The following is a 22,939-nucleotide window of genomic DNA, read 5'->3' as shown; positions in this document are numbered from 1 at the left end:
TCAGTCCCGCGCTCTCTGGTGACGCACGTAGAAGAACGCGAGGATGCCCGACAGAGCCAGGATGATCACAGCGCTCGTCGACGCGAGTGCGAATTCGTAGCGGCTGAACGCCAGCTTGTAGGTGAAGGTGCTGAGCATCTCGGTGACGTTGATGGGGCCTCCACCTGTCGTCAGCCAGATGAGCGCGAACTGCTGGGATGTCCAGATCAGGTCGAGGAGCAGCATGCTGATGATGATCGGGCGCAGCTGCGGGATCGTCACGCTGATGAAGCGCTGCCACCAGCTGGCGCCGTCGACGGTGGCCGCCTCGTACAGCTCACCGGGGATTCCCTGCAGACCGGCCAGGAGGCTGATCATGAAGAAGGGGTACCCGGCCCAGATGTTGATGAAGGTGACCGTGGCGAGGGCGAGCTCGGGTGAGGAGAGCCACTCGGTCCCCTGGTCGGCGAGTCCGACGCCGGAGAGGAGGAAGTTGACCACACCGCTCGGGTTGAGCAGCAGCCGCCAGAGCACCGCGATGATCGCCACGGTGAACAGCCACGGCAGCACGAAGATGGTGCGGAAGATCGCCTTGCTGAAGCGGCCGAGGAGGTTGGTGTTCAGCAGCATCGCGAAGGCGAGGCCGAGAACGAGGTGGGCGACGACACTGGCGCCGGTGAAGACGAGCGTGTTGCCGGTCGCGGCGATGAACGTCGGGTTGGTGAGGACCTCGATGTAGTTGTCGACGCCGACGAGCTCGGGGTTCTTGTTGGTGATGACGTTGTCGAACAGCGAGTAGCCGATGACGATCCCGATGGGGAGCACCATCAGAACGCCGATGAGGACGATCACCGGGGCGAGGAAGGCGAAGGGCTCGCCCTTCTTCTTCGCATCGTTCCAGCGCGCCCTGTTGGGCGTCTTGTTCACGAAGACGGGCAGCGATGCACCGGTCTGCGATTCAGTGGTCTGAGGGGTGGGGGCCCCGCCGCGACTGGCGTCGCGGCGGGGACCCTTTGAGGTGATTGACATGAGTGGGGTTTAGAACTCGGCCGACCAGGAATCCTGGACCTTCGAGAGCATCTCCTCCGTTGATTGGTTTCCTTCGAGCAGAGCCTGGAACTGCTCGTCGAACTGACGCATGAGCTCCTCCGCCACAGGGAGGCCGGTGAACTCGTTCGCCGGGTAGCCGGCCTGGTAGATCTCGAACGCCTTGGAGAACAGCTCGTCCTTGCCCTCGAAGTCGGGCGTGGAGTTCTTGTTGCCCGGGAAGGCGTTGGCGACCGTCGACAGCTCGGCGTTGACGTCCTCGCTCATCAGGAACTCGACGAGCTTGAAGGCCTCTTCCTGGTGCTCGGAGGACTCGGCGACGCCGATGCCCCACGAGGCGTAGGGGATGCCGCGTTCGCCGGTGTAGCCGTCGACTGCGGGGATCGCCGAGATGCTGAAGTTGAGGTCGGGGTTGGTCTCGCGGATCAGGTTGATGTGAGCCAGCGAGTCGACCATCATGCCGACGCGTCCGTTGGTGAACTCCTCGACCATGTCCTGCTCCTTCATGGTGAAGGCGCCGGGCGCGACCACTCCGTCGTCGTACAGACCCTGGATGTAGTCGACCAGGTCGGCCACATCGGCGTTGTCGACGTCGGGCTTGCCGTCATCGAGCATGCTGCCGCCCGACGACCAGACCCACGACATAACGTTGTTCTGGATGACGCTCGGGCTCTCGAGCGAGAGGGGAAGCGCCCAACCGGCGGCGTCCGTGCTGTCGGTGATGGCCTTGGCGGCCGAGGCGAACTCGGAACGGTCGGTCGGAGGTGCTGCGACTCCGGCCTCGGAGAGGAGGTCGTCGTTGGTGAAGAGGGGGTAGACGAAGTTGACGACGGGGATCATGTAGGTCGAGCCGTCGACCTGGATCTGACTGGCCAGCTGGCTGTCGTCGTAGTCGTAGTCGGCCATGAGCTTCGTGAGGTCGGCGATGGCTCCCTGCTGCGAGAAGTCGTTGACCCATGCTCCGTCGAGTCCGACGACGTCGGACATGGTGCCTGCTGCTGCACCGGCGAAAAGCTGCTCCTTGGTGGACGCGTAGGGTCCGCTGAGGAGTTCGACCTTGATTCCGGGGTTCTCCTCCTCGAACTGGTCCATCAGACCGCGGAGCGCGCCGTCGGGGAGCTCGGGCTCCCACCACTGCGCGAATTCGAGGGTGACGTCGCCGCCTGCTTCGTCTCCGGAGCCGCCGCCACTGCATCCTGCGAGGGCTACGAGAGTGGCTGCCGCCATTCCCATACCGACGAAGCGCACGGCGCCCCGTCTCATTCGAGCCTCTTTGCCCATGATTCTCCCATTTCTCGGAAACGTGCGGTTTCTCGCCGTTTCATGCGCTTCATTGCAACTGCGTGCGACTCTACATACCTCCCCCGTTCGGGTCAACTCGGCCGCAAATGTCGAGGGCAGCACCAAATGGCCGCATCGACCACTGGATCTTGTGCTGTTTTACGCGTCCTGTCATGCGATTGATGCACGAAAGCGCATCGAAAGCCTGTAGAAGACCGCAGCGCTGTGCTATTTGTAGAGACATGGCAGCCTTCTCCCTCACGAGCGTCGATGGCGACGACCGTCCCAAGCGCTTGCCCGCAGGTCGCAAGTCCGACCTCGCGGCCTACGTCGCAGAAGTGGGGCAGGTCACCGTCGCGATGGTCGCCGAGCGCTACGGCGTCTCGATCGACACCATCCGCCGCGATCTCGACCAGCTCGACGCGGAGGGCGCTCTGGTCCGCACCCACGGAGGAGCCGTCAGCCTCTCCTCTGTTCCGCGCGTGGACAGCGGACTCGACGTGCGCCTGCGACTGCAGACGCGGGAGAAGGAGACGATCGGTGCTCTGGCCGCGTCTCTCGTCGAGAACGGCTCGGTCATGATGATCAACGCCGGAACCACGACCCTCGCCGTGGCACGTCACCTCGGCAACCACCGCGAGCTGACCGTCGCCACCAACAATCTCCGCCTTCCAGGCGAGCTGTCCCCGTCGGTGTTCCGCGACCTCTACGTCTTCGGCGGAGCCGTCCGGTCGATCACCCAGGCCACGACGGGTCCTGTGGCCTTCCATGTCGGCCCGAACAACACGGCGGTCGACATCCAGGCCGATATCGCTCTCATCGCGGTCGGTGCGGTCGCGGCCGACAGCGGATACTCCACCAGCAACCTCGGCGACGCGGCGATGATGGCCGACATGATGACGCGTTCGAAGCGGGTCGCGATCCTCGCCGACTCATCGAAGTTCGGGCGACGCCTCTTCGGACAGGTGTCGGGCCTGGAGGGCGCCGACTACTTCGTGACGAACGAGACCCCGCCCGACGAGCTGCGCGAGGCGCTGCAGCAGAGCGGTGTGCAGATCGTCTCCCCCGAGGTCGCCACCCCGCTGTCCCAGGACTGACCGGCTCCGAGGCCGTGACGGCGCCCGAGCGGCGCGTCAGTCCTCGAGTTCGGAGCGGAGACGGCCGGGGACGTTCGTCGTCAGCTCACGGACGCCCGTCGCGATGCACCGTTCCGCGTCCTCCACCGTGTCGACGGTCCAGACGCGCACCCGCCTCGTGGCCGCCCACGTCTCCACGAGCGCCGGAGAGCTCTTCACGATCCTCTTGTCGGGGCCGACCCCCACCTCGGAGACGTCGAGGAGCCGGTCGCGGATGCGGCCGGCGGTCCGCACCGCCGCGAGCGCCTCGTCACCCGTGCTGCGCCCGCCGGTCTCGTGCTCGACCCAGGTCACCAGGTCGTCCTCGGCCGCGTCCTCGAGCAGGAGCATGACGAGCTTGGGGTCGAGCCGCGTGAGCAGCGATTCGACCGTTGCCGGCCAGAAGCACATGAGGTCGATCGAGATCGATCCGAGTCGCCCCGTCGCGGCGTCCCAACCGAGCGCCTCGAGATCGCGGAAGACGGCTTCCTCGACCGCGGAGCCGAACGGGCTGGGCTGCTTGATCTCGAGCGCGAGACGCAACGGCCGCTCCGCGCGGAGCATCACCTCGAGCAGATCGACGAGGGTCATCAGCTGCTCGTCGGCCGCGCCGTGAGTGGAGGGCACATCGGCGCCCTGGACGAGGTCGAGGTCGCGCATCTGCGCCAGGGTGCGCTCGTGCACGTATCCCGCGGCGCCGCCGACCCGGTCGGTCGTGGCATCGTGCCAGCAGACGAGTTGACCGTCCGCGGTCAGCCGGACGTCGGTCTCCAGTCCGTCGGCACCTTGGGCGATGGCCTCGAGGTAGGCGGCCCGGGTGTGCTCGCGGTAGTCCTTGCTCGCGCCACGGTGGGCGAAGAGGAGCACGATCCGCTCATCGACCTCCGCGGGACCGTTCACCTGTTCTTGGCGGGGTTGGACAGCGTGCCGATTCCCTCGATCGTGATGTCGACGGTCTGACCGTCCACGAACCCACCGAGCCCGGCAGGCGTGCCCATCAGGATGATGTCGCCCGGCAGGAGCGTGAAGACATCGGACGCGAACTCGATGACCTCGGGGATCCCGTAGATCATCTCCGAGGTGTTGCCGTGGCGGCGGGGTTCGCCGTCGACGTAGGTCTGGATCTCGAGGTTCGAGGTGTCGAGCTCGGTCTCGATGACGGGCCCGAGGGGGCAGAAGGTGTCGTACCCCTTCGCCCGGGCCCACTGGCCGTCGGCGAACATCTGGTCGCGGGCCGAGACGTCGTTGGCGATCGTGTAGCCGAAGACCACACCGAGGGCGTCCTCCGCCTTCACCTGCTTGGCGATGCTGCCGATGACGACGGCGAGCTCACCCTCGTGCACGATCCGGCCCTCGACCGGAGGGATGCGGATCGTGTCGCCGGGGCCGATCACCGAGGTGTTGGGCTTGAGGAAGATGAGCGGGTTCTCCGTGGGAGCCTGCTGCGCCATCTCGGTCTTGTGCGCCGGGTAATTGAGGCCGACGCAGATGACCTTGGACCGCGGGATGACCGGTGCGAGCAGTCTGACGTCGGCGAGGGCCACCCTCTCCCCCGTCGTCTGGTAGCCCGAGAACATCGGGTCGCCGGCGAGGACGACGAGCTCGCCCTCCTCCTCGTCGAGGATCCCGTACCTCGGGTCACCGTCACTGCTGAACCGTGCGATCTTCACGTGTCGACCCTACCCGCCCGACATGGCGGGATCCGCCGGATTGTCAGACAAGAGTCGCGGCGGAGGGGTCCCAGTCGGCGGGCAGGGGTTCGGGCCGGACCGCCGTCGTCTCCACGGGGACCGCCTGGCGGGTCGCCGCGGACTCGGCGATGGAGGTCATGATGTCGACGACGTGGAACGCCAGCTCGGCACTCGCCCGCTCGGGCACTCCCGCGCGGATCGCCCGGGCGAGCTCTACGATCCCGGTGCCGCGGCCGAATACCGATCCGACGGGGGCGATCGCCGAGGGCTCCTCGTCGCCGCGCTCCCACAGGTGCGAGTCGCCGTCGAACTCGTTGGGGTCGGGGAAGGCGATGCTGCCGTCGCTGCCCGAGACCTCGACGACTCCCGTTCGGGGAAGGTGCGACTGGAAGCTCAGCACGACGACGGCGGACGCGTCGTCGTCGAATTCGATGATCGCGGAGACGTGCGTGGGGACGTTGACGGGGAACTCGGTTCCCGCCTTGGGTCCGGACCCGATGACGCGGGTGGGCGTCGCGGTGTTCGAGACCGCCGTGACGCGTCGCGCCGGCCCGAAGACGTTGACGAGCGAGGTGAGGTAATAGGGCCCCATGTCGAAGAGGGGGCCGGCGCCGAGGTCGAACAGGAACTCGGGGCTCGGATGCCACGATTCGGGGCCGGGGCCCTGCATCTGGGTGAGGGCGGTCAACGGCCGGCCGATGCGACCGTCGGCGATGGCCCGGAGCGCGGTCTGCTGCCCCGCACCGAGGACGGTGTCGGGCGCGGTGGCCACCCGGAGCCCCTTCGCGGTGGCCGCGTCGAGGAGGCGCCTTCCGCTCTCGCGGTCGAGCGAGAAGGGCTTCTCGCTCCAGATGTGCTTGCCCGCGTCGAGGATCCGCAGACCCACTTCCACGTGCACCGCGGGGATGGTGAGGTTCACGACGATCTCGATGTCGCCGGTGGCGAGCAGCTCGTCGACCGTGCCGCTGGCCGGCACTCCGTACTTCTCCGCCTGGGCGGCCGCGCGGGCGAGGTCGAGATCCGCGATGAAGAGGACCTTCACGTCGGGGAACTGGGTGAGGTTGTCGAGGTACTGGGAGCTGATGACTCCGGCGCCGATGATTCCGACGCCGACGGGCCCGGTCGAGGCGCTCATGAGGCGGCCTCCACGTAGTCGAGGCTCGCGGCGAGCCCGTCGAAGACGTCGCCCGAGTAGTCGTCGAACTCGATGACGCGGACAGCGGAGGGGGCTGCGGCCAGGATCGCGGGTACCGGGATCTCGCCGCTGCCGGCGGGCTGCTGGCGCGAGGTGTCGCCGTCGCGATAGCCGTCCTTGACATGGATCAGGGCCACGCGCGAGCCCAGGCGGTTGAGCAGGTCGGGGGCGGAGACGCCGCCCACCTCGGCCCAGTAGGTGTCGACCTCGAGGACGACGGCGGGATCGAGCTTCGCCGCGAACAGCTCGAGCGCGGGGACGCCGTCGATGACGGTGGCCAGCTCCCACTGGTGGTTGTGGTACCCGATCGCGAATCCGTACGGTGCGGCCTGAGCGGACGCCGCGTTGATCAGGTCGGCGATCCGGGCCACATCATCGGCGGTCCGCCACTTGTCGGAGGGGATAAACGGATCGATGAGCGTGCTGACCCCGAGCTGGGCGGCGGCGTCGAGCGCCCTCGCGACATCGCCGCCGTCGAGGAAGGGCGCGTGGGCGGAGAGGGCGGTCAACCCGCGGCTGCTCAGCGCATCGGCGTAGTCGGCCGCGTCGTCGACGAAGCCGTACGGCTCGACGTTGCGGAAGCCGAGCGAGGCGATGCGATCGAGCGCCCCTCCGAGGTCGGACGCGATGGCATCGCGCACGCTGTACAGCTGGACGGAGACGGGTGCATCACTCACACCATCAAGCTTAGGAGGCCCGCGCTCCCGCCCGAGCCGGAGCGACCACGACCACTGCGACCATGTGGTCGGCACCCCACCCGAGCCGCCCGCTGAGCCCGTCGAAGCGAAGGCACCCGCAACGCAACACCCCGCCACCGCCGCCCGCTGAGCCTGCGAAGCGAAGGCACCCGCCCACCGCCGCCCGCTGAGCCCGTCGAAGCGAAGGCAGCACGACGCGACCGCACACCCGGGCCGATGACTACCGGGCGCGCGACGAGCCGACTCAGCCGAGCTGGGTGAGCCAGCCGTGCCGATCGGGCTTGCGGCCGTACTGGATGTCGGTGAGCTCCTCGCGAAGCGACATGGTGAGAGCACCGGGCTCCGCCGAGGCGTCTCCGATCTCGAAGTCGCGGGACTTGAGGACGCCGATGGGAGTGATGACGGCGGCGGTGCCGCAGGCGAAGACCTCGGTGATCTCACCCGATGCGACGCCGTCGCGCCACTCCTGCACGGAGATGGGGCGCTCCTCGACGGCGTGGCCGCGGTCCTTCGCGAGACGGATGACGCTCTCGCGGGTGATGCCTTCGAGGATGGTGCCGCGGAGTTCGGGGGTGATGAGGGTTCCGTCGTGGCGCACGAGGAAGACGTTCATGCCGCCGAGCTCCTCGATGTACTTGCCCTCGTCGGAATCGAGGAAGAGGACCTGGGCGCAGCCGTTGCGGTAGGCCTCCTCCTGCGGAAGAAGGGAGGCGGCGTAGTTGCCGCCGGTCTTCGCCGCGCCGAGTCCGCCTCGGCCGGCGCGCGTGTAGTCGGTGGACAGCCAGATCGACAGGGGGCGGATGCCACCGGTGAAGTAGGTGCCCGCGGGGCTGGCGATGACGCGGTAGTCGACCTTGTGGGCGCTGCGCACGCCGAGGAAGCTCTCGCTCGCGTACATGAAGGGCCGCAGGTACAGGCTGGTCTCATGGGCCGACGGCACCCAGGACCGGTCGACGGCGATCAGCTGGCGGAGCGACTCGATGAAGTCCTCGGTGGACAGCTGCGGCAGGGCGAGGCGCTCGGCGGAGCGCTGCAGGCGGAGGGCGTTGGCTTCGGGGCGGAAGCTCCAGATCGAGCCGTCGGCGTGACGGTACGCCTTGAGGCCCTCGAAGATCTCCTGCGCGTAGTGCAGGACCGACGCGGCGGGGTCGAGGGTGATGGGTCCGTAGGGGACGACCTCGGCGTCGTGCCATCCGCCGTCGACGGTCCAGGTGATCTGCACCATGTGGTCGGTGAAGTGCTTGCCGAAGCCGGGGTCGGCGAGGATCTCCTCGCGCTCGGCCTCGTCGCGGGCGGCCTGCGACGGCGTCGTGGAGAAGGCGAGCGGGAAGGTCGTTGTGGTGGTCATTGTCAGTCCTTGGACGTGAGGAGGGCGACGATGGCGTCGCCGGTTTCGGAGGTTCGGCGGGGAGCGCCGGTCTCTGCGCGGGAGGCGAGATCCGCCCGGACCGCGTCGCTCACCCGGGCGGCCGAGTCGGCGTAGCCGAGGTGGTCGAGCAGGAGCGCGATCGAGAGGATCGCGGCGGTCGGATCAGCCTTCTGCTGTCCTGCGATGTCGGGCGCGGAACCGTGCACGGGCTCGAACATCGAGGGAGCGCTTCCGTCGGGGTTGATGTTGCCCGAGGCTGCGAGACCGATGCCGCCGCTGATTGCGCCGGCCAAGTCGGTGAGGATGTCGCCGAAGAGGTTGTCCGTGACGATGACGTCGAATCTAGCAGGGTCGGTGACGAAGAAGATCGTGGCGGCGTCGATGTGCAGGTAGTCGACGGCGACCGTCGGATATTCGGCGGCGACGGCGTCGGTCAGCCGCTTCCACAGCGCGCCGGCGTTGGTCAGCACGTTGGTCTTGTGCACCAGCGTCAGTTTGCTGCGGCGCGTGGTCGCGAGCTGGAAGGCGTATCGGACGAGCCGTTCGACGCCGTAGGCGGTGTTGAGGCTGACCTCGGTCGCGACTTCGTGCGGGGTGCCGGTTCGCATGCTGCCGCCGTTGCCGACGTACGCTCCCTCGGTGCCCTCACGGACGACGACGAAGTCGACCTCTCCGGGGTGGGCGAGCGGGCTCACCGCTCCGGGGAAGAGAACGGTGGGGCGCAGGTTGACGTAGTGGTCAAGGTCGAAGCGGAGCTTGAGGAGGAGTCCGCGTTCGATGTTGGCGCCGACCAGGCGGGGGTCGCCCGGGACTCCCCCGACCGCGCCGAGCACGATCGCGTCGTGCTGCTTGATCCGCTCGAGCTCGTCGTCGGGCAGCACATCGCCGGTCTCGAGGTAGCGTCCGGCACCGAGCTCGAACTCGGTGATCGCGAAGTCCACGTCGTCGGGCGCCGCGGCGTGGAGCACCTTGAGTGCCTCTGCGACGACTTCGGGGCCGATGCCGTCTCCCGGGATGGCGGCGATCGAGACGGTGCGGGACATGACTCTCCTGACGACTTTCAGCGGACGATCCAGGGTATCCGGTACGAGATGCCGCCGATCGACGAGGTCGCCGTCAGTCACCACGCCGGATGAGCCGCACGCTGAGCCCAGCGGAGCGCTAGACCAGATCCACCAGGTCGATCTCGCGGAACGTGTCGGCGTCGATGGCGACCCGCACCTCCTCGAGGAGGGCATCGGGCGCCTGACTGTCGATTGTGAGCACGCTCAGCGCCTTGCCGCCACGACCGCGGCGGGCGATCTGCATGCCGGCGATGTTGATGCCGGCGTCGCCGAACTTCTTGCCGTAGATCGCGACGATTCCGGGACGGTCGTCGTAGGAGAACACGACGAAGTGCTCGGCGAAGGGGACCTCGACGTCGTAGCCGTTGATCTCGACGATCTTCTCGATCTGCTTCGTTCCGATGAGCGTTCCGGACACCGAGACGGCGGTGCCGTCGGCGAGGGCACCGCGGATGGTGATGACGTTGCGGTACTCCTCGGAGACCGGGTCGGTCAGCAGGCGCACGGTGATCTCGCGCTGCTCCGCGATGAGCGGAGCGTTGACGTAGGAGACCTGCTCGCTGACGACACCGCTGAAGACGCCCTTGAGAGCGGCGAGCTTCAGCACGCTGACGTCGTAGCTGACGAGCTCGCCGCGGACCTCGATGTCGACGCTCGCGATGGGTCCGTCGGCGAGGCCGGCGAACACCTGACCGAGCTTCTCCACGAGCGAGATGCCGGGGCGCACGTAGGGGTCGATGACCCCGCCCGCGACGTTGACCGCGTCGGGGACGAGCTCTCCCGAGAGCGCGAGACGCACCGACTTGGCGACCGAGATGCCGGCCTTCTCCTGCGCCTCGTCGGTCGAGGCGCCGAGGTGCGGGGTGACGACGATGTTGTCCAGGCCGAGCAGCGGCGAACCGGTGGGCGGTTCGCTGACGAAGACGTCGATGCCGGCGCCCGCGATCCGCCGCGCGGACAGCGCGTCGAAGAGTGCGGTCTCGTCGATGATCCCGCCGCGGCTGGCGTTCACGATGCGCAGGTTGGGCTTGGCCTTCGCGAACTCCGCTGCACCGATGAGGCCGGTCGTCTCGGGCGTCTTGGGGATGTGGATGGTGATGAAGTCGCTGCGCTCGACGAGGTCGTCGAGCGAGACGAGCTCGATGCCGAGCTGCTGCGCGCGGCTCGGGGTCACGTACGGGTCGTAGCCGACGAGGGTCGCACCGAAGCCGGCGAGACGCTGGGCGACCAGGGTGCCGATGCGGCCGAGACCGACGATTCCGATCGTCTTCTCGTAGAGCTCGACGCCCGTGAACTTCGAGCGCTTCCAGTCCCCCGCCTTGAGCGACGCGTTGGCGTCGGGGATGTGACGGGCGAGCGAGAGCAGGTGCCCGATCGCGAGCTCGGCGGCCGAGACGATGTTCGAGGTGGGCGCGTTCACGACCATCACGCCCGCGGTGGTGGCGGCGGGGATGTCGACGTTGTCGAGGCCGACACCGGCGCGCGCGACCACCTTCAGCTGTTTCGCCGCGGCGAGCGCCTCGGAGTCGATCTGCGTCGCGGAGCGCACGAGGACCGCACTGGCGTCGGCGATCGCCGCGAGGAACGCGGGTCGGTCGGTGCCGTCGACGTTGCGGACGTCGAAGTCGGGCCCGAGGGCCTCGACGGTGGCGGGCGAGAGTTCTTCGGCGATCAGCACGATCGGCTTCGTCACGGTGCATCCTTCAGGCGATGGGCACAAACGGTAGTAATGCTATCGGCGCGCGGGGAGGCGGTTCGGACCGCGTGCCCCGCGACCGACGCGGAAGTCGCGGTGTTACAGGACGGCGACGGTCTGCCGGGCGATCTCGAGCTCCTCATCCGTCGGGATGACCAGCACGGCGACGGGGGTGTCGTCGGGCGAGATGCGACGGGCCCCGCGCGTGCCCGCCGTGTTCAGCTCGTCGTCGACGGCGATGCCGAGCCCGGCGAGACCTGCGAGCGACAGAGCGCGCACGTCGGCCGCGTTCTCGCCGACACCCGCGGTGAAGACGATCGCGTCGGCCCCGCCGAGTTCGGCGAGGTAGGCGCCGACGTAGTGCTTGATGCGGTGCGCGTAGACACCGAGCGCGATCCGCGCCGTCTCGTCGCCCTCGTTCGCGGCGCGCGTGACATCGCGCATGTCGGCGGTGCCGGTGAGGCCGAGCAGACCGCTGTGCTTGTTGAGGAGATCGTCGAGCTCGTCGAGGCTCAGGCCGCCGAAGCGGGCGAGCTGGAAGACGACGGCGGGGTCGAGGTCGCCGGAACGGGAGCCCATCACGAGGCCCTCGAGCGGTGTGAAGCCCATCGAGGTGTCGACGGACCTGCCGTTCTCGACGGCGCAGGCGGAGGCGCCGTTGCCGAGGTGGAGGACGATGATGCGCGAGCGCTCGAGCGGGATGCCGAGGAACTCCGCCGCCTTCTCGGACACGTACTTGTGCGAGGTGCCATGGAATCCATAGCGACGGATCCGGTACTTCGCGGCCGTCTCGGCGTCGATCGCGTAGGTGTATGCCTCGGGCGGCATGGTCTGGTGGAACGCGGTGTCGAACACGGCGACCTGCGGGATGCCGGGGAACGCCTCCCGGGCGGCGACGATGCCCGCCAGGTTGGCGGGGTTGTGCAGAGGGGCGTACTCCGCCAGCTCGTCGATGTCCTTCTCGACGGCCGGCGTCACGAGTGTCGGCGCGAAGAAGCGGGCTCCGCCGTGCACGACGCGGTGGCCGATCGCGCCGATCGCACCATCGGCGATCGAGGGGCCGTGCTCCTCGAACGAGGCGATCATCGAGGAGAAGGCTGCGGCGTGGTCGGCCATCGGTGGCTCGGAGCGCCACTCCCCGTCCGGCGTCCAATGCGTGGTCGCGCCGGTGTCCTGGCCGATCCGCTCGATCAGGCCCTTCGCAAGGACGGTCTCGGTCTCGCTCTCGATGAGCTGGTACTTGAGCGAGGACGAGCCACTGTTGATGACGAGAACCCCGGTCATGATGCGGCCTCGTTCCCCGCCTGGATCGCGGTGATCGCGACCGTGTTGACGATGTCGTGCACGAGCGCCCCACGGGACAGGTCGTTGACGGGTTTGTTGAGCCCCTGCAGGACCGGCCCGATCGCGACGGCGCCCGCGCTGCGCTGGACGGCCTTGTAGGTGTTGTTGCCGGTGTTGAGGTCGGGGAAGATGAACACCGTCGCCCGCCCCGCGACCGCCGAGCCGGGGAGTTTGGCTGCGGCGACGGCCACATCGGCGGCGGCGTCGTACTGGATGGGTCCCTCGACGAGAAGGTCGGGGCGCCGCTCGCGCACGAGCGCCGTGGCGGCGCGCACCTTCTCGACGTCGGCCCCCTCACCGGACTCACCCGTCGAGTAGGACAGCATCGCGATCCGCGGGTCGATGCCGAACGCCGAGGCGGTCGTGGCGGACGAGACCGCGATGTCGGCGAGCTGATCGCTCGTCGGATCGGGGATGACCGCGCAGTCGCCGTAGACGAGCACCCTGTCGGCGAGCGCCATCAGGAAGACGCTCGAGACGACCGAGACACCGGGCTTGGTCTTGATGATCTCGAACGAGGGCCGGATCGTGTGCGCCGTCGTGTGCGCCGCACCCGAGACCATGCCGTCGGCGAGGCCGAGGTGGACCATCATCGTGCCGAAGTAGGAGACGTCGGTGACGACGTTGAGAGCGATGTCGATCGTCATGCCCTTGTGCGCCCGCAGCCGGGTGTACTCCTCGGCGAAGCGCTGCCGCAGCTCGGGATCGAGCGGGCTGACGATCGAGGCGGCCGAGAGATCGGCGCCGAGCGACGACGCACGGGCACGGATCTCGGCCTCGTCGCCGAGGATTGTGAGCTTCACGACGTCGCGTCGGAGGAGACGGTCGGCGGCGAGGAGGATGCGGTCGTCGCCGCCCTCCGGCAGGACGATGTGGGATCCGGCGGCCCTGGCCTGTTCGAGGAGACGGTGCTCGAACATGAGAGGGGTCGTGATGGTCGTGCGCTTCACCTCGAGCAGGTCGACGAGGGCCTTGCGGTCGACCGACCGCTCGAACAGGGCGAGCGCCTGCTCGAACTTGGCCGGGGACTCCGCGGCGAGCCGTCCCCGCGCACGGGTCACCCGCAGCGTCGTCTCGTAGGTGCCGAGCGGAGTCGTCACGATGGGCAGGTTGACCTCGACGCCCTCGATGAGGCGCTCGATCTGCTCCGGAAGGGGGAATCCGCCGTTCAGGAGGATGCCGGCCAGTGAGGGGAACGTTCCGGACGACTGGGCGAGCAGGGCGGCGACGAGCACTTCGACCCGGTCGCTCGGGACGACGACGACAGCGCCCTCGGTCAGGCGCGGCAGGACGTTGACCATCGACATCCCGGCGACGACCACACCGTAGACGGAGCGCTGCAGCATGGCCGCGTCGCCGGTCACGAGGGTGCCCCCGGTGGCGTCGAGGAGGTTCTGCATGGTGGGTGCGACGAGCATGACGTCTTCGGGGATCGCCCAGACGGGGACGCCCTGGTCGTGCACGCTGAGCCCCACCGAGAAGCGGACCGCCTGGAGGATCGCGGGATCCACCCGGTTGGCGACGACGGCGAGGAGGGTCGCGTGCTCGTTGTGCAGCTCCCCCACGGCGACCTCCGCGATCTGAGCGAGCTCGTCGGCGGTGCGAGCCCGGGGTGCGGTCAGCTCGCCGCCGTGCTGCGCGGCCCTGCCGCCGAGCACGAGGACGACCGGCGCGCCCAGGTTCGCGGCGACGCGGGCGTTGAAGGAGAGCTCGGTCGGCGTTCCGACGTCGGTGTAGTCGGAGCCGAGGATGACAACGGCGGAGCACTGCGCCTCGACCGCTTTGTAGCGGTCGACGATGCGGGACAGGGCGGCCTCGGGGTTGGCGTGCACGTCGTCGTAGGAGACCCCGATGCAGTCCTCGTAGGCGAGGTCGACGCCGTCGTGCTCGAGCAGCAGTTCCAGCACGTAGTCGCGCTCGCTGGTGGAGCGTGCGACCGGCCGGAAGACTCCGACGCGATCGAGTTCGTGGGTCAGGGTGTCCAGCACACCGAGAGCCACCGTGGACTTCCCGGTATCGCCTTCGACGGAGGTGATGTAGACGTTTCTCGTCTCGATGGTCACGGTCGGAAGTCTACCGATCTAATTTCTACTTCACGTCGAAATAGGGTTGGCTCCCCTGGCTCACGCATGCTCCGAGGGGTTCGGACTCGTACGCACGTTCCGGCGCGTCCAGAGCGCCGGAACGCGCGTAGGTGCCCGGAATACCGGTCAGGCGTTGTCGCCTCCGGTGTCGGTGCCCGCCTGCGAGGTGGTGCGGCCGGACTCGTCGTCGGGCCACCCCCAGTTCGCGACCTCGGGGATGTCCTCGCCGTACTCGCGGGTGTACTGGCGGGCGTGGATGCGGGCGTCCTGCATGTTCTGGCGCAGCGCGCCGCTGCGCTCGGCCAGACCCGGCACGCGGTCGAGCACGTCGATGACGAGGTGGAAGCGGTCGAGGTCGTTGAGCATCACCATGTCGAAGGGGGTGGTGGTCGTGCCCTCCTCCTTGTAGCCGCGCACGTGCAGGTTGTCGTGGCCGGCGCGACGGTAGGTGAGTCGGTGGATGAGCCACGGGTAGCCGTGGTAGGCGAAGATGACGGGCTTGTCGGTCGTGAACAGCGCGTTGTACGCGGCGTCGCTCATGCCGTGCGGATGCTCGGACTCCGTCTGCAGTCGCATCAGGTCGACGACGTTGACCACCCGCACCTTGAGGTCGGGCAGGTGCCGGCGCAGGATCTTCGCCGCGGCGAGGGTCTCGAGCGTCGGTACATCGCCGGCGCAGGCGAGCACCACGTCGGGTTCCTCGCCCGCGACCTCGGTGCCCGCCCACTCGAAGATGCCGAGACCCCGCGTGCAGTGCGCGATCGCCTCGTCCATCGTGAGCCAGTTGGCGGTCGGCTGCTTGCCCGCGACGACCACGTTGACGTAGTCGGTGGTGCGCAGGCAGTGGTCGTAGGTCGACAGCAGCGTGTTCGCGTCGAACGGAAGGTAGACGCGGACGACATCCGCCTTCTTGTTGACGACGAAATCGATGAAGCCGGGATCCTGGTGGGAGAAGCCGTTGTGGTCCTGACGCCAGACATGGGAGCTGAGCAGGTAGTTGAGCGACGAGATCGGCCGTCGCCACGGCAGGGTGCGGGCGACCTTCAGCCATTTGGCATGCTGGTTGAGCATCGAATCCACGATGTGGATGAACGCCTCGTAGCTGGTGAACACGCCGTGCCGGCCGGTGAGCAGGTACCCCTCGAGCCAGCCCTGGCATTGGTGCTCGCTGAGCACCTCCATCACGCGCCCCGCCCGGGCGAGGTGATCGTCGCCCTCCACGGTGATCGCGTCCCACTGCCGGTCGGTGACGTCGAAAACGGGTGAGAGCCGGTTCGAGTTCACCTCGTCGGGCCCGAACAGCCGGAAGTTGTCGGGGTTCAGTCTCATCAGGTCGGCCATCCAGGTGCCGAGCACCTTGGTCGCCTCCGCGGTGGACCCGCCCGGCTCGGCGACCTCGACGGCGTAGTCGCGGAAGTCCGGCAGCCGGAGGTCGCGGCGCAGCAGCCCGCCGTTGGCGTGCGGGTTCGCGCTCATCCGCCGATCGCCGACCGGGGCGAGCGCCGTGGCCAGCGGGATCAGCACACCGTCCTCGTCGAACAGCTCCTCGGGACGGTACGAGCGCAGCCAGTCCTCGAGGAGTTTCGTGTGCTCCGGAGTATCGCGGGCATTCGCGAGGGGCACCTGGTGCGAGCGCCAGCTGCCCTCCGTCTTCTTGCCGTCGACCTCCTTGGGTCCCGTCCACCCCTTGGGCGTGCGGAAGATGATCATGGGCCAGCGCAGACGATCCTCGAGTGTTCCGTCGGCGGCCGAGGCCTTGATGGCGGCGATCCGATCGAGGACCTCGTCGAGCAGGGTCGCGAACCGGCGGTGCACCTCGTCGTGCGGCTCGTCGGCGTCGGCGGAGAACAGGAACGGCTCGTGGCCGTAGCCGCGCATGAGGTCGAGCAGCTCGGACTCGGGGATGCGGGCGAGGATCGTCGGGTTGGCGATCTTGTAGCCGTTCAGGTGCAGGATCGGCAGGACGACGCCGTCCTGGGCCGCGTCGACGAACTTGTTGGAGTGCCAGCTCGTGGCGAGCGGGCCCGTCTCGGCCTCGCCGTCGCCGACGACCGCGGCGACGAGCAGCCCCGGATTGTCGAAGGCGGCACCGTAGGCGTGGGAGAGGGCGTAGCCGAGCTCCCCGCCCTCGTGGATCGATCCGGGCGTCTCCGGTGCGGCATGGCTCGGGATGCCGCCCGGGAACGAGAACTGCCGCATGAGTTTCTGAACCCCGGTGACCGACCGGTCGATGTCGCTGTAGATCTCGGAGTAGGTGCCGTCGAGGTACGAGCTCGCGACCACCGCGGGACCGCCGTGGCCCGGTCCTGCGACGAAGATCGTGTCGAGGTCGCGATCGCGGATGGCCCGGTTCAGATGGGCGTAGATGAAGTTGAGCCCGGGGGTCGTGCCCCAGTGGCCGAGGAGCCGCGGTTTGACGTGCTCCGCCTTCAGCGGCTCGCGCAGCAGCGCGTTGCCGAGGAGATAGATCTGCCCGACGGACAGGTAGTTGGCGGCGCGCCACCAGGTGTCGAGTTCGGCGACGGTCTCATCGTCGATCGGGGGTGCGGGCGGTGCTGATGCGGTGTTCTCGCTGCGAGCCATGCGTCATGTTAGGCGCCGCTCCTGCGCCGTTCCCAGGGACTTCCGTCCTGACTTCCGATGAACGTTCGGGGGCTTCCAGTCTCAGGCCGGCGACTGCGACTGCGACCAGCGGAGCGAGTTCTGCGCCTGCTCCGCGGTCAACGCGGTCTCGCCGCCGCAGTGCGTGCAGCGGTTCAGGTAGCTCGTCGAGAAGGAGAAGAGGGGGATGAAGAAGAGCGTGAACCGGTTGGAGCGTTTCACGACCTGCTGATCGGCGCGCACGCCGCAGTACCCGCAGACGAAGGCGACGATGTTGACGATCGCCTCGCTGATGCGACTGCCGAAGATGAGGAGCATTGGCCCAGGGTGGGGCAACCGCCTGGGAAAGCAACCCGTAGCCGGAATGCGGTGTCGGCGGCAGACTCGATGTCCTGGACGCTCCCATCGGCGCGCCACCGAACACAACTGATCGAAGCCGCATGACCGACAACAGCCCGAAGATCGCCGCCGTCATCTACAACCCCATCAAGGTCGACCTCGACGCCCTCCGCTCCGCCGTGACAGCCGAGGCCGCGGGCGCGGGCTGGGGTGAGACCCTCTGGTTCGAGACCTCAGTCGAGGATGTCGGACAGGAGGTGACCCGGCAGGCTCTCGACCAGGGTGTCGATCTCGTCATCGCGGCCGGCGGCGACGGGACCGTGCGCGCGGTCGCCGAGGCGGTCCGCGGCAGCGGGACACCCGTTGCGCTCCTGCCGTCGGGCACCGGCAACCTGCTGGCCCGCAACCTGAAGCTCACCCTCGACGCCATGCCCGACTCGGTGCGCAGCGCATTCACCGGGGTGGATCGCAAGATCGATCTCGGAGTGGTCGACATCGAGCGCGACGACCGCAGCCGCGACCGGCACGTGTTCGTCGTCATGGCGGGCATGGGCATCGACGCCAAGATGATCAAGAACACCGACGACGACCTGAAGGCGAAGGCGGGCTGGGCCGCGTACGTGAACGCGATCGTGAAGTCGCTTCGCGACCCCGACGAGCTGCACCTCCGGTTCCGACTCGACGACGGGAAGGCCAAGCGCGCCACGGTGCACACCCTGATCCTCGGCAACTGCGGATCGCTGCCGGCCAACATCCTGCTCATGCCCGACGCGGCGGTCGACGACGGGCTTTTCGACCTCATGATGATGCGCCCCGGCGGCGTGCTCGGCTGGATCCGCGTCTGGCTGAAGGTCGCGTGGACCAACGGGGTCGTCCGGCGCACCAAGGCCGGGAAGGCCCTGGTCGGCGAGCGTGAGAACGACCGGGACCTCAGCTACCAGACGGGCACGCGACTGGTCGCCCGACTGTCGCGCCCCGAGGAGATCGAGCTCGACGGAGACGGCTTCGGCAAGGCCGTGGCTTTCAACGCCTGGCTCGAGCCCGGCGCACTGACCGTTCGGGTGCCCGCGGAGTCCTGAGTTCGGCGGTCGCCCAGACCGCGCCGCCGACACCGGGGCAGGATGGGGGCATGACCATCGCGAAGGCCGTCATCCGTTCCGTGCTCGCGCTCGCTTTCATCGGGATGGGCATCGCGCACTTCCGTGCCGGGCCGGCGAAGACGATGGCGAGGATGATCCCGCCCGCGCTCCGCGGCCGCGACCCGCGGACCCCGGCACGGCTGGTCGCCCTCACCGGCGCCTGCGAGATCGCCGGCGGGGTGGGGCTCGTCGTCCCGCGCACCCGGCCGGCGGCGGCCGTCGCCCTGATGGTGTTCCTCGTCGCGGTCTTCCCCGCCAACGCCTACGCATCGGAGCACCCCGAACGGTTCGGCCCCGTCGCGACGCCGTTCTGGCCGCGTCTCGGCGGTCAGATCCTTCTCATCGGCCTGCTGGGCGCGACCCTCGTCGCGTAGCCGCCGCGTCGTTCAGCCGACGCTGGCGACCCGCACGCGGATCGTCGGCGTCTCCACGGGATCGAGTCCGACGAGATAGAGCGACACGGCTCTCGAGACGTCGCGGGCCACCTCCGCCGCCGATGCCGCGTCGGTGACACCGATCGAGATGGAGACGATGCCCGCCTCCTCGTCGATGCCGACCGGCGGGCGCTCGGCGACCTCGACTCCCGGCACCGCGGCGACGAGTGTCGAGACCACGGTCGCGACCCGCCCCTCGACGGGGTAGATGTGCCTCACACCCGGTACGGCGCTGACCACGTGCGCCAGCGCGCGTCCCAGCTCGTCTGCCCGTCCGAGCATCATCGTTCCACTCCCCTGACGAACCCCTCGGGCACATGGATGTCGTGCACGTTCACGTCGATCGCCACGACGTTCAATTCGGTGTGCCGGAGAAGCTGGGTGTGGATCGCGTCGCGGATGCGGGAGACCACATCGGGGATGCGCTGCCCCCATCCCACGCTCGCATCGACGGTCACGCGCACCGGGGCACCCGGAACCAGAACGTCTCCGTCCAGGCGGACCCGTCCGATCAGCAGGCCGCCCACCGTGTCGCCCGCCGCGCGGATCAGCCCGCGGATAGCTCCCTCGGTGATGGCCAGCTCAGCACCCGGCTCGGTCGAGGTCAGCGGCACATCCCGCCCGGCGCGCGCGTCGACGGCGATGCCGAGGAGCACCCGGGTGACCCAGCTCTCATCGGGCGGTACGGGCGCGGCCTGGTCGGCCAGGAGCACAGCTCTCGACACCTCCCGGAGCCGCTCCAGCGCATCGAGCGCGATCTGGCAACCGGCCGATCCGTCGATCGAGGGGTCGGGCGGAGTCATGTCGCGGTCGAGGTAGTCCGACAGCTCGTCGATCGTGTGCCCGTCGAGGTCGTCGGGCTCGAGCGCCAGAGCGTCCGGGTCGCGGATGGGTTCGTCCGATGTCATCGCCACTCCTCCATCTCGCGGATCATGTTCTTGCGCGCTCGGGACAGCAGCCCGCGCACGGTGGAGACCGGCAGTTCCAAGTCGGCTGCGATCTCGTCGTAGCTGTAGCCGGCCAGCTCCTTGAGCACCCAGCATCGACGCTGTTCGGGCGGCAGTCGAGAGATCGCTGCAGCGGCGGCATCGGCGCGGGACCGGGCCTCGACCACCCGGGCCGGGCCCGACTCCGGAGACTCGGCCGGCTCGTAATCGTCGATATCCGCGTGCTCGCGTCGTGCCCGCACGCGATCGATGCACTTCCGGCTCGCGATCCGCATCAGCCAGCTGCGCACCTGAGCCGGGTCCTGGAGCGACGGGAGCTGATCCCACGCCGTGATGAAGGTGTCCTGGACGGCGTCGTCCACCTGGTCGGATGCGCCGAGGACGCGGCGGGCGTGAGCCCGGAGCAGACCGCCGTAGCGGCGGACGATCACCTCGAATGCGCGAACGTCGCCGTCGGCCGCCCGACCGGCGAGAGTCCGTTCGTCCGCTTCCTCGAGGAGGAAGGGCGCGACGGGGTCGTCCACGCCGCCTCCGATCGTTTCCGAGCACCCAGTTTTCTCACAGCGTTTTCCCCGAATCGAAACGTGACGATCCCGCTGCGAGCTACGTCTTACCAGCGACTATCACACACCGCCCCGATGGGGCACTGACAGAAGGAACCACCATGGCAACCCCGACCAGCACACCCAGCACCTCCACCACGCCCGTCACGCCCCTCGGCGTCGCGACGGGGAAGACCGTCATCAGCGATGGAGTCATCGCCAAGGTCGCCGGCATCGCAGCACGCGAGGTGCCCGGCGTGTTCGCGCTCGGCGGCGGAGCGGCCCGCGCACTCGGCGCTCTCCGCAGCGTCGTCAACAGCACCGACCTCTCGCAGGGGATCAACATCGAGGTCGGCGAGACCCAGGTGGCCGTCGACGTGACGATCGTCGCCGAGTACCCGATCGCGCTCCAGTCGGTCGCCGAGGACGTGCGCGCATCCGTGACCGACGCGATCGAGACGATCATCGGCATGGAGGTCGCCGAGGTCAACGTGACCGTCACCGACGTGCACTTCGCCTCCGACGACGCCGACGAGACCGAAGAGAGCCGCGTCCTGTGATCGCCTCCTCCCCCACTCGCACCGGAATCCTGATCGGCGCGGTCGCCGCGCTCACCTGGGTCGCGTTCGGCTTCTGGGCGTTCGTGTTCGTCGCGGTGGCCATGGCCATCGGCGCGCTCGTCGGCCGCATCGTCGAGGGCAAGCTCGACGTCTCGGCGCTGGTCGGAGCGTTCCGCGGAAAGCGCTCCTCCTCTTGAGCCCGACCGCGCTCGCGCCGACCGGCGGCGTCACGGCCTCCGCTGGAGCAGCGCGGGCCGACGCCACCGGTGCCGATCGCACGGTGAGCCCCGGGCGCACCCGCATCACGGCTCGCGCGCTCGAGCGCATCGGCATCGCGGTCTCCGCCGAGGCGCTGGGAGTCGAGAGGCGCGGTGTCTCGGTGCGGCTCGACGATGACGGTGGTTCGCTCACCCTCCTCGTGACAGCACCGCTGCGTGTCGTCGGACTGCACCGGATCGCGTCCGACCCCGCACTGGTCCAGCGGACCGGCGGAACTCTGCTCGAACGTGCCGAGACCGCCAAGGAGCGCATCCGCGCCCGGGTCGGCGAGCTCACCGGCTCGCAGGTCGCCCGGGTTGCGCTCCGCCTCACCGGTGTCGAGATCCGACAGGAATCGAGAGTCAGATGATCACCCATCCCGTGTACCCGCGGCTTCTCCGTCGGGAGACCCACTCGCCGCGTTCCGTCGCGGCCATCGTGGTCGCGATAGTCGCGATCCTGGTCGGCCTCTACGTCGCGACCGAGCTCGTTCTCGCCCTCGTCGAGGCCCCGGCCCTGCTGATCTCGCCATCCGACGCCCTGCTGAGCCTCGGCGGTATCGACAGGGTCATCCCCGGCGCACTCATCGCCGGTGGCGTCCTCGCCGCATTGATCGGTCTGGCGCTGCTCATCCTCGCCCTCCTCCCCGGACGACGGGCGCGGCATCGGCTCCCCTCCGAGCGGCTGGCGGTCGTCGTCGACAACGAGGTCATCGCCTCGTCGCTGGCTCGCACGGCCACGACCGCCGGCGGGATCTCGCCTGACAACGCCACGGTCACGGTGTCCCATCGCCGCGCGCTCGTCGAGGTGCAGCCGCCCTCGGGACTGCCCGTCGATGAGGCGGAGATCACCCGTGCGGTCGAGGAGCGTCTCGACTCGCTCGAGGCGCGACCCGGCATCCGCTCGAAGGTCGCCGTCGCACGACACGGAAAGGTCGGCGCATGAACAACACCAACCGGTTCCTCAACAGGGCCTGGCTCGGCCTCGTCGGGCTGCTGCTTCTGGCAGGCGGTGCCGCGGCGATCGCCCTCGGCTCGCTTCCCGAGGCCGCGGAGCGCTGGACCTCGACCGCACCCGATGTGATCTCCTCCGTGTCCGGATGGCTGAGAGACTCCCCGGTGGGCGACGCCGGCTTCAGCTGGCTGACGATCGCCGTCATCGCCGCGATCGCGCTGATCGTCGTGCTGCTCCTGGTGTTCATCATCCGGCAGGGCAACGGACACACCCGCGAACTGCTGCGTGAATCCAGCGGCGACAACGGCGAGACGATCGTGGAGGCGGCGGTCGCCGAGCAGGCACTGCGCGAGGCGCTGCACGCCCACCGCGAGTTCATCTCATCGAGCGTCTCGACCTACCGGGTTCGGGGAGCTTCGGTTCTGAAGATCAGCACGGTGTGCCAGCGCGGCGTCTCGCCGACGGCGGCCGTGCGGATCGTCGAACGGCACCTGATCGCACTCGACGCGCTCCTCGGTCGCGAGGTCCCGGCGCTGCTGCAGATCAGCGGCGGCTTCCGAGCCCGCACCACCGGAGCCACCCGGCTCCTCTAGCGATCCCCG

General features: G+C 68.7%; 24 protein-coding genes. 8 read left to right on the top strand and 16 right to left on the bottom strand.

Features of this window, described 5'->3' with window-relative positions; all coding sequences use genetic code 11:
* Positions 1-1,008, bottom strand: a complete 1,008-nt coding sequence (locus DDQ50_RS06025) for a carbohydrate ABC transporter permease (RefSeq protein ID WP_116755740.1) — start codon at positions 1,006-1,008, stop codon at positions 1-3.
* Positions 1,009-1,017: 9 nt separating this feature from the next.
* Positions 1,018-2,289: an ABC transporter substrate-binding protein gene (locus DDQ50_RS06020; protein WP_116755739.1), complete on the bottom strand. Its 1,272-nt coding sequence runs from the start codon at positions 2,287-2,289 to the stop codon at positions 1,018-1,020.
* 260 nt (positions 2,290-2,549) lie between these two features.
* Here DDQ50_RS06020 and DDQ50_RS06015 point away from each other — a divergent pair, with 260 nt between their 5' ends.
* Positions 2,550-3,404, top strand: a complete 855-nt coding sequence (locus tag DDQ50_RS06015) for a DeoR/GlpR family DNA-binding transcription regulator (RefSeq protein WP_116755738.1) — start codon at positions 2,550-2,552, stop codon at positions 3,402-3,404.
* 36 nt (positions 3,405-3,440) lie between these two features.
* On the opposite strand, the gene DDQ50_RS06010 is transcribed toward DDQ50_RS06015, so the two are convergent.
* The 11 genes from DDQ50_RS06010 to DDQ50_RS05960 form a co-directional block, all read right to left on the bottom strand.
* Positions 3,441-4,322, bottom strand: a complete 882-nt coding sequence (locus tag DDQ50_RS06010; RefSeq protein WP_116755737.1) for a glycerophosphodiester phosphodiesterase — start codon at positions 4,320-4,322, stop codon at positions 3,441-3,443.
* Positions 4,319-5,092 carry a fumarylacetoacetate hydrolase family protein gene (locus DDQ50_RS06005; RefSeq protein ID WP_116755736.1) on the bottom strand — a complete coding sequence of 258 codons (774 nt, stop codon included), beginning with the start codon at positions 5,090-5,092 and terminating at the stop codon, positions 4,319-4,321. The genes DDQ50_RS06010 and DDQ50_RS06005 overlap by 4 nt, the downstream gene beginning before the upstream one ends.
* 43 nt (positions 5,093-5,135) lie before the next feature.
* Complete coding sequence (locus DDQ50_RS06000; protein ID WP_116755735.1) at positions 5,136-6,248, bottom strand: Gfo/Idh/MocA family protein; 1,113 nt, start codon at positions 6,246-6,248, stop codon at positions 5,136-5,138.
* Positions 6,245-6,985: a sugar phosphate isomerase/epimerase family protein gene (locus tag DDQ50_RS05995; protein ID WP_116755734.1), complete on the bottom strand. Its 741-nt coding sequence runs from the start codon at positions 6,983-6,985 to the stop codon at positions 6,245-6,247. Before DDQ50_RS05995 ends, DDQ50_RS06000 begins: the two co-directional genes overlap by 4 nt.
* 265 nt (positions 6,986-7,250) lie before the next feature.
* Positions 7,251-8,354 carry a branched-chain amino acid aminotransferase gene (locus DDQ50_RS05990; protein ID WP_116755733.1) on the bottom strand — a complete coding sequence of 368 codons (1,104 nt, stop codon included), beginning with the start codon at positions 8,352-8,354 and terminating at the stop codon, positions 7,251-7,253.
* A 2-nt stretch (positions 8,355-8,356) separates the two neighbouring features.
* Positions 8,357-9,418 (bottom strand): 3-isopropylmalate dehydrogenase, encoded by a 1,062-nt coding sequence (locus tag DDQ50_RS05985; protein WP_116755732.1) that lies wholly within the window; start codon positions 9,416-9,418, stop codon positions 8,357-8,359.
* Positions 9,419-9,536: 118 nt separating this feature from the next.
* Complete coding sequence (gene serA, locus DDQ50_RS05980) at positions 9,537-11,132, bottom strand: phosphoglycerate dehydrogenase (protein WP_116755731.1); 1,596 nt, start codon at positions 11,130-11,132, stop codon at positions 9,537-9,539.
* 102 nt (positions 11,133-11,234) lie between these two features.
* Entirely contained in the window at positions 11,235-12,419 is a 1,185-nt protein-coding gene (locus DDQ50_RS05975; protein ID WP_116755730.1) for an acetate/propionate family kinase, read from the bottom strand.
* Positions 12,416-14,542, bottom strand: coding sequence for a phosphate acetyltransferase (pta, locus tag DDQ50_RS05970; protein WP_377940291.1), 2,127 nt, complete (start codon positions 14,540-14,542; stop codon positions 12,416-12,418). Before pta ends, DDQ50_RS05975 begins: the two co-directional genes overlap by 4 nt.
* Positions 14,543-14,689: 147 nt before the next feature.
* Positions 14,690-17,146, bottom strand: a complete 2,457-nt coding sequence (locus DDQ50_RS05965) for a phosphoketolase family protein (protein ID WP_116755729.1) — start codon at positions 17,144-17,146, stop codon at positions 14,690-14,692.
* Positions 17,147-17,227: 81 nt separating this feature from the next.
* Entirely contained in the window at positions 17,228-17,482 is a 255-nt protein-coding gene (locus DDQ50_RS05960; RefSeq protein WP_116755728.1) for a zinc-ribbon domain-containing protein, read from the bottom strand.
* Positions 17,483-17,604: 122 nt separating this feature from the next.
* Between DDQ50_RS05960 and DDQ50_RS05955 the strand changes: the two genes are divergently transcribed.
* Entirely contained in the window at positions 17,605-18,582 is a 978-nt protein-coding gene (locus DDQ50_RS05955) for a diacylglycerol/lipid kinase family protein (protein WP_116755727.1), read from the top strand.
* A 50-nt stretch (positions 18,583-18,632) separates the two neighbouring features.
* On the top strand, positions 18,633-19,016 hold the full coding sequence (locus DDQ50_RS05950) for a DoxX family protein (RefSeq protein WP_116755726.1): 384 nt from the start codon (positions 18,633-18,635) through the stop codon (positions 19,014-19,016).
* A gap of 12 nt (positions 19,017-19,028) precedes the next feature.
* On the opposite strand, the gene DDQ50_RS05945 is transcribed toward DDQ50_RS05950, so the two are convergent.
* Genes DDQ50_RS05945 through DDQ50_RS05935 form a run of 3 tightly spaced genes read right to left on the bottom strand, consistent with a single transcriptional unit; the run spans position 19,029 to position 20,547 of the window.
* Entirely contained in the window at positions 19,029-19,358 is a 330-nt protein-coding gene (locus DDQ50_RS05945; RefSeq protein WP_116755725.1) for a hypothetical protein, read from the bottom strand.
* On the bottom strand, positions 19,358-19,984 hold the full coding sequence (locus DDQ50_RS05940; protein WP_116756129.1) for an Asp23/Gls24 family envelope stress response protein: 627 nt from the start codon (positions 19,982-19,984) through the stop codon (positions 19,358-19,360). The genes DDQ50_RS05945 and DDQ50_RS05940 overlap by 1 nt, the downstream gene beginning before the upstream one ends.
* Entirely contained in the window at positions 19,981-20,547 is a 567-nt protein-coding gene (locus DDQ50_RS05935) for an RNA polymerase sigma factor (RefSeq protein ID WP_116755724.1), read from the bottom strand. The genes DDQ50_RS05940 and DDQ50_RS05935 overlap by 4 nt, the downstream gene beginning before the upstream one ends.
* Positions 20,548-20,687: 140 nt before the next feature.
* Here DDQ50_RS05935 and DDQ50_RS05930 point away from each other — a divergent pair, with 140 nt between their 5' ends.
* Genes DDQ50_RS05930 through DDQ50_RS05910 form a run of 5 tightly spaced genes read left to right on the top strand, consistent with a single transcriptional unit; the run spans position 20,688 to position 22,930 of the window.
* Positions 20,688-21,125, top strand: a complete 438-nt coding sequence (locus tag DDQ50_RS05930; RefSeq protein WP_116755723.1) for an Asp23/Gls24 family envelope stress response protein — start codon at positions 20,688-20,690, stop codon at positions 21,123-21,125.
* Entirely contained in the window at positions 21,122-21,322 is a 201-nt protein-coding gene (locus DDQ50_RS05925) for a DUF2273 domain-containing protein (protein ID WP_240614247.1), read from the top strand. Before DDQ50_RS05930 ends, DDQ50_RS05925 begins: the two co-directional genes overlap by 4 nt.
* Entirely contained in the window at positions 21,319-21,753 is a 435-nt protein-coding gene (locus DDQ50_RS05920; protein ID WP_116755722.1) for a hypothetical protein, read from the top strand. The genes DDQ50_RS05925 and DDQ50_RS05920 overlap by 4 nt, the downstream gene beginning before the upstream one ends.
* Positions 21,750-22,328 (top strand): DUF6286 domain-containing protein, encoded by a 579-nt coding sequence (locus DDQ50_RS05915; RefSeq protein WP_116755721.1) that lies wholly within the window; start codon positions 21,750-21,752, stop codon positions 22,326-22,328. Before DDQ50_RS05920 ends, DDQ50_RS05915 begins: the two co-directional genes overlap by 4 nt.
* Positions 22,325-22,930 carry a hypothetical protein gene (locus DDQ50_RS05910; protein WP_116755720.1) on the top strand — a complete coding sequence of 202 codons (606 nt, stop codon included), beginning with the start codon at positions 22,325-22,327 and terminating at the stop codon, positions 22,928-22,930. Before DDQ50_RS05915 ends, DDQ50_RS05910 begins: the two co-directional genes overlap by 4 nt.
* Positions 22,931-22,939 lie beyond the last annotated feature (9 nt).

The organism is Amnibacterium flavum, assembly GCF_003097495.1.
Taxonomy (GTDB): domain Bacteria; phylum Actinomycetota; class Actinomycetes; order Actinomycetales; family Microbacteriaceae; genus Naasia; species Naasia flava.
This window is presented reverse-complemented; position numbering and strand designations above follow the sequence as displayed.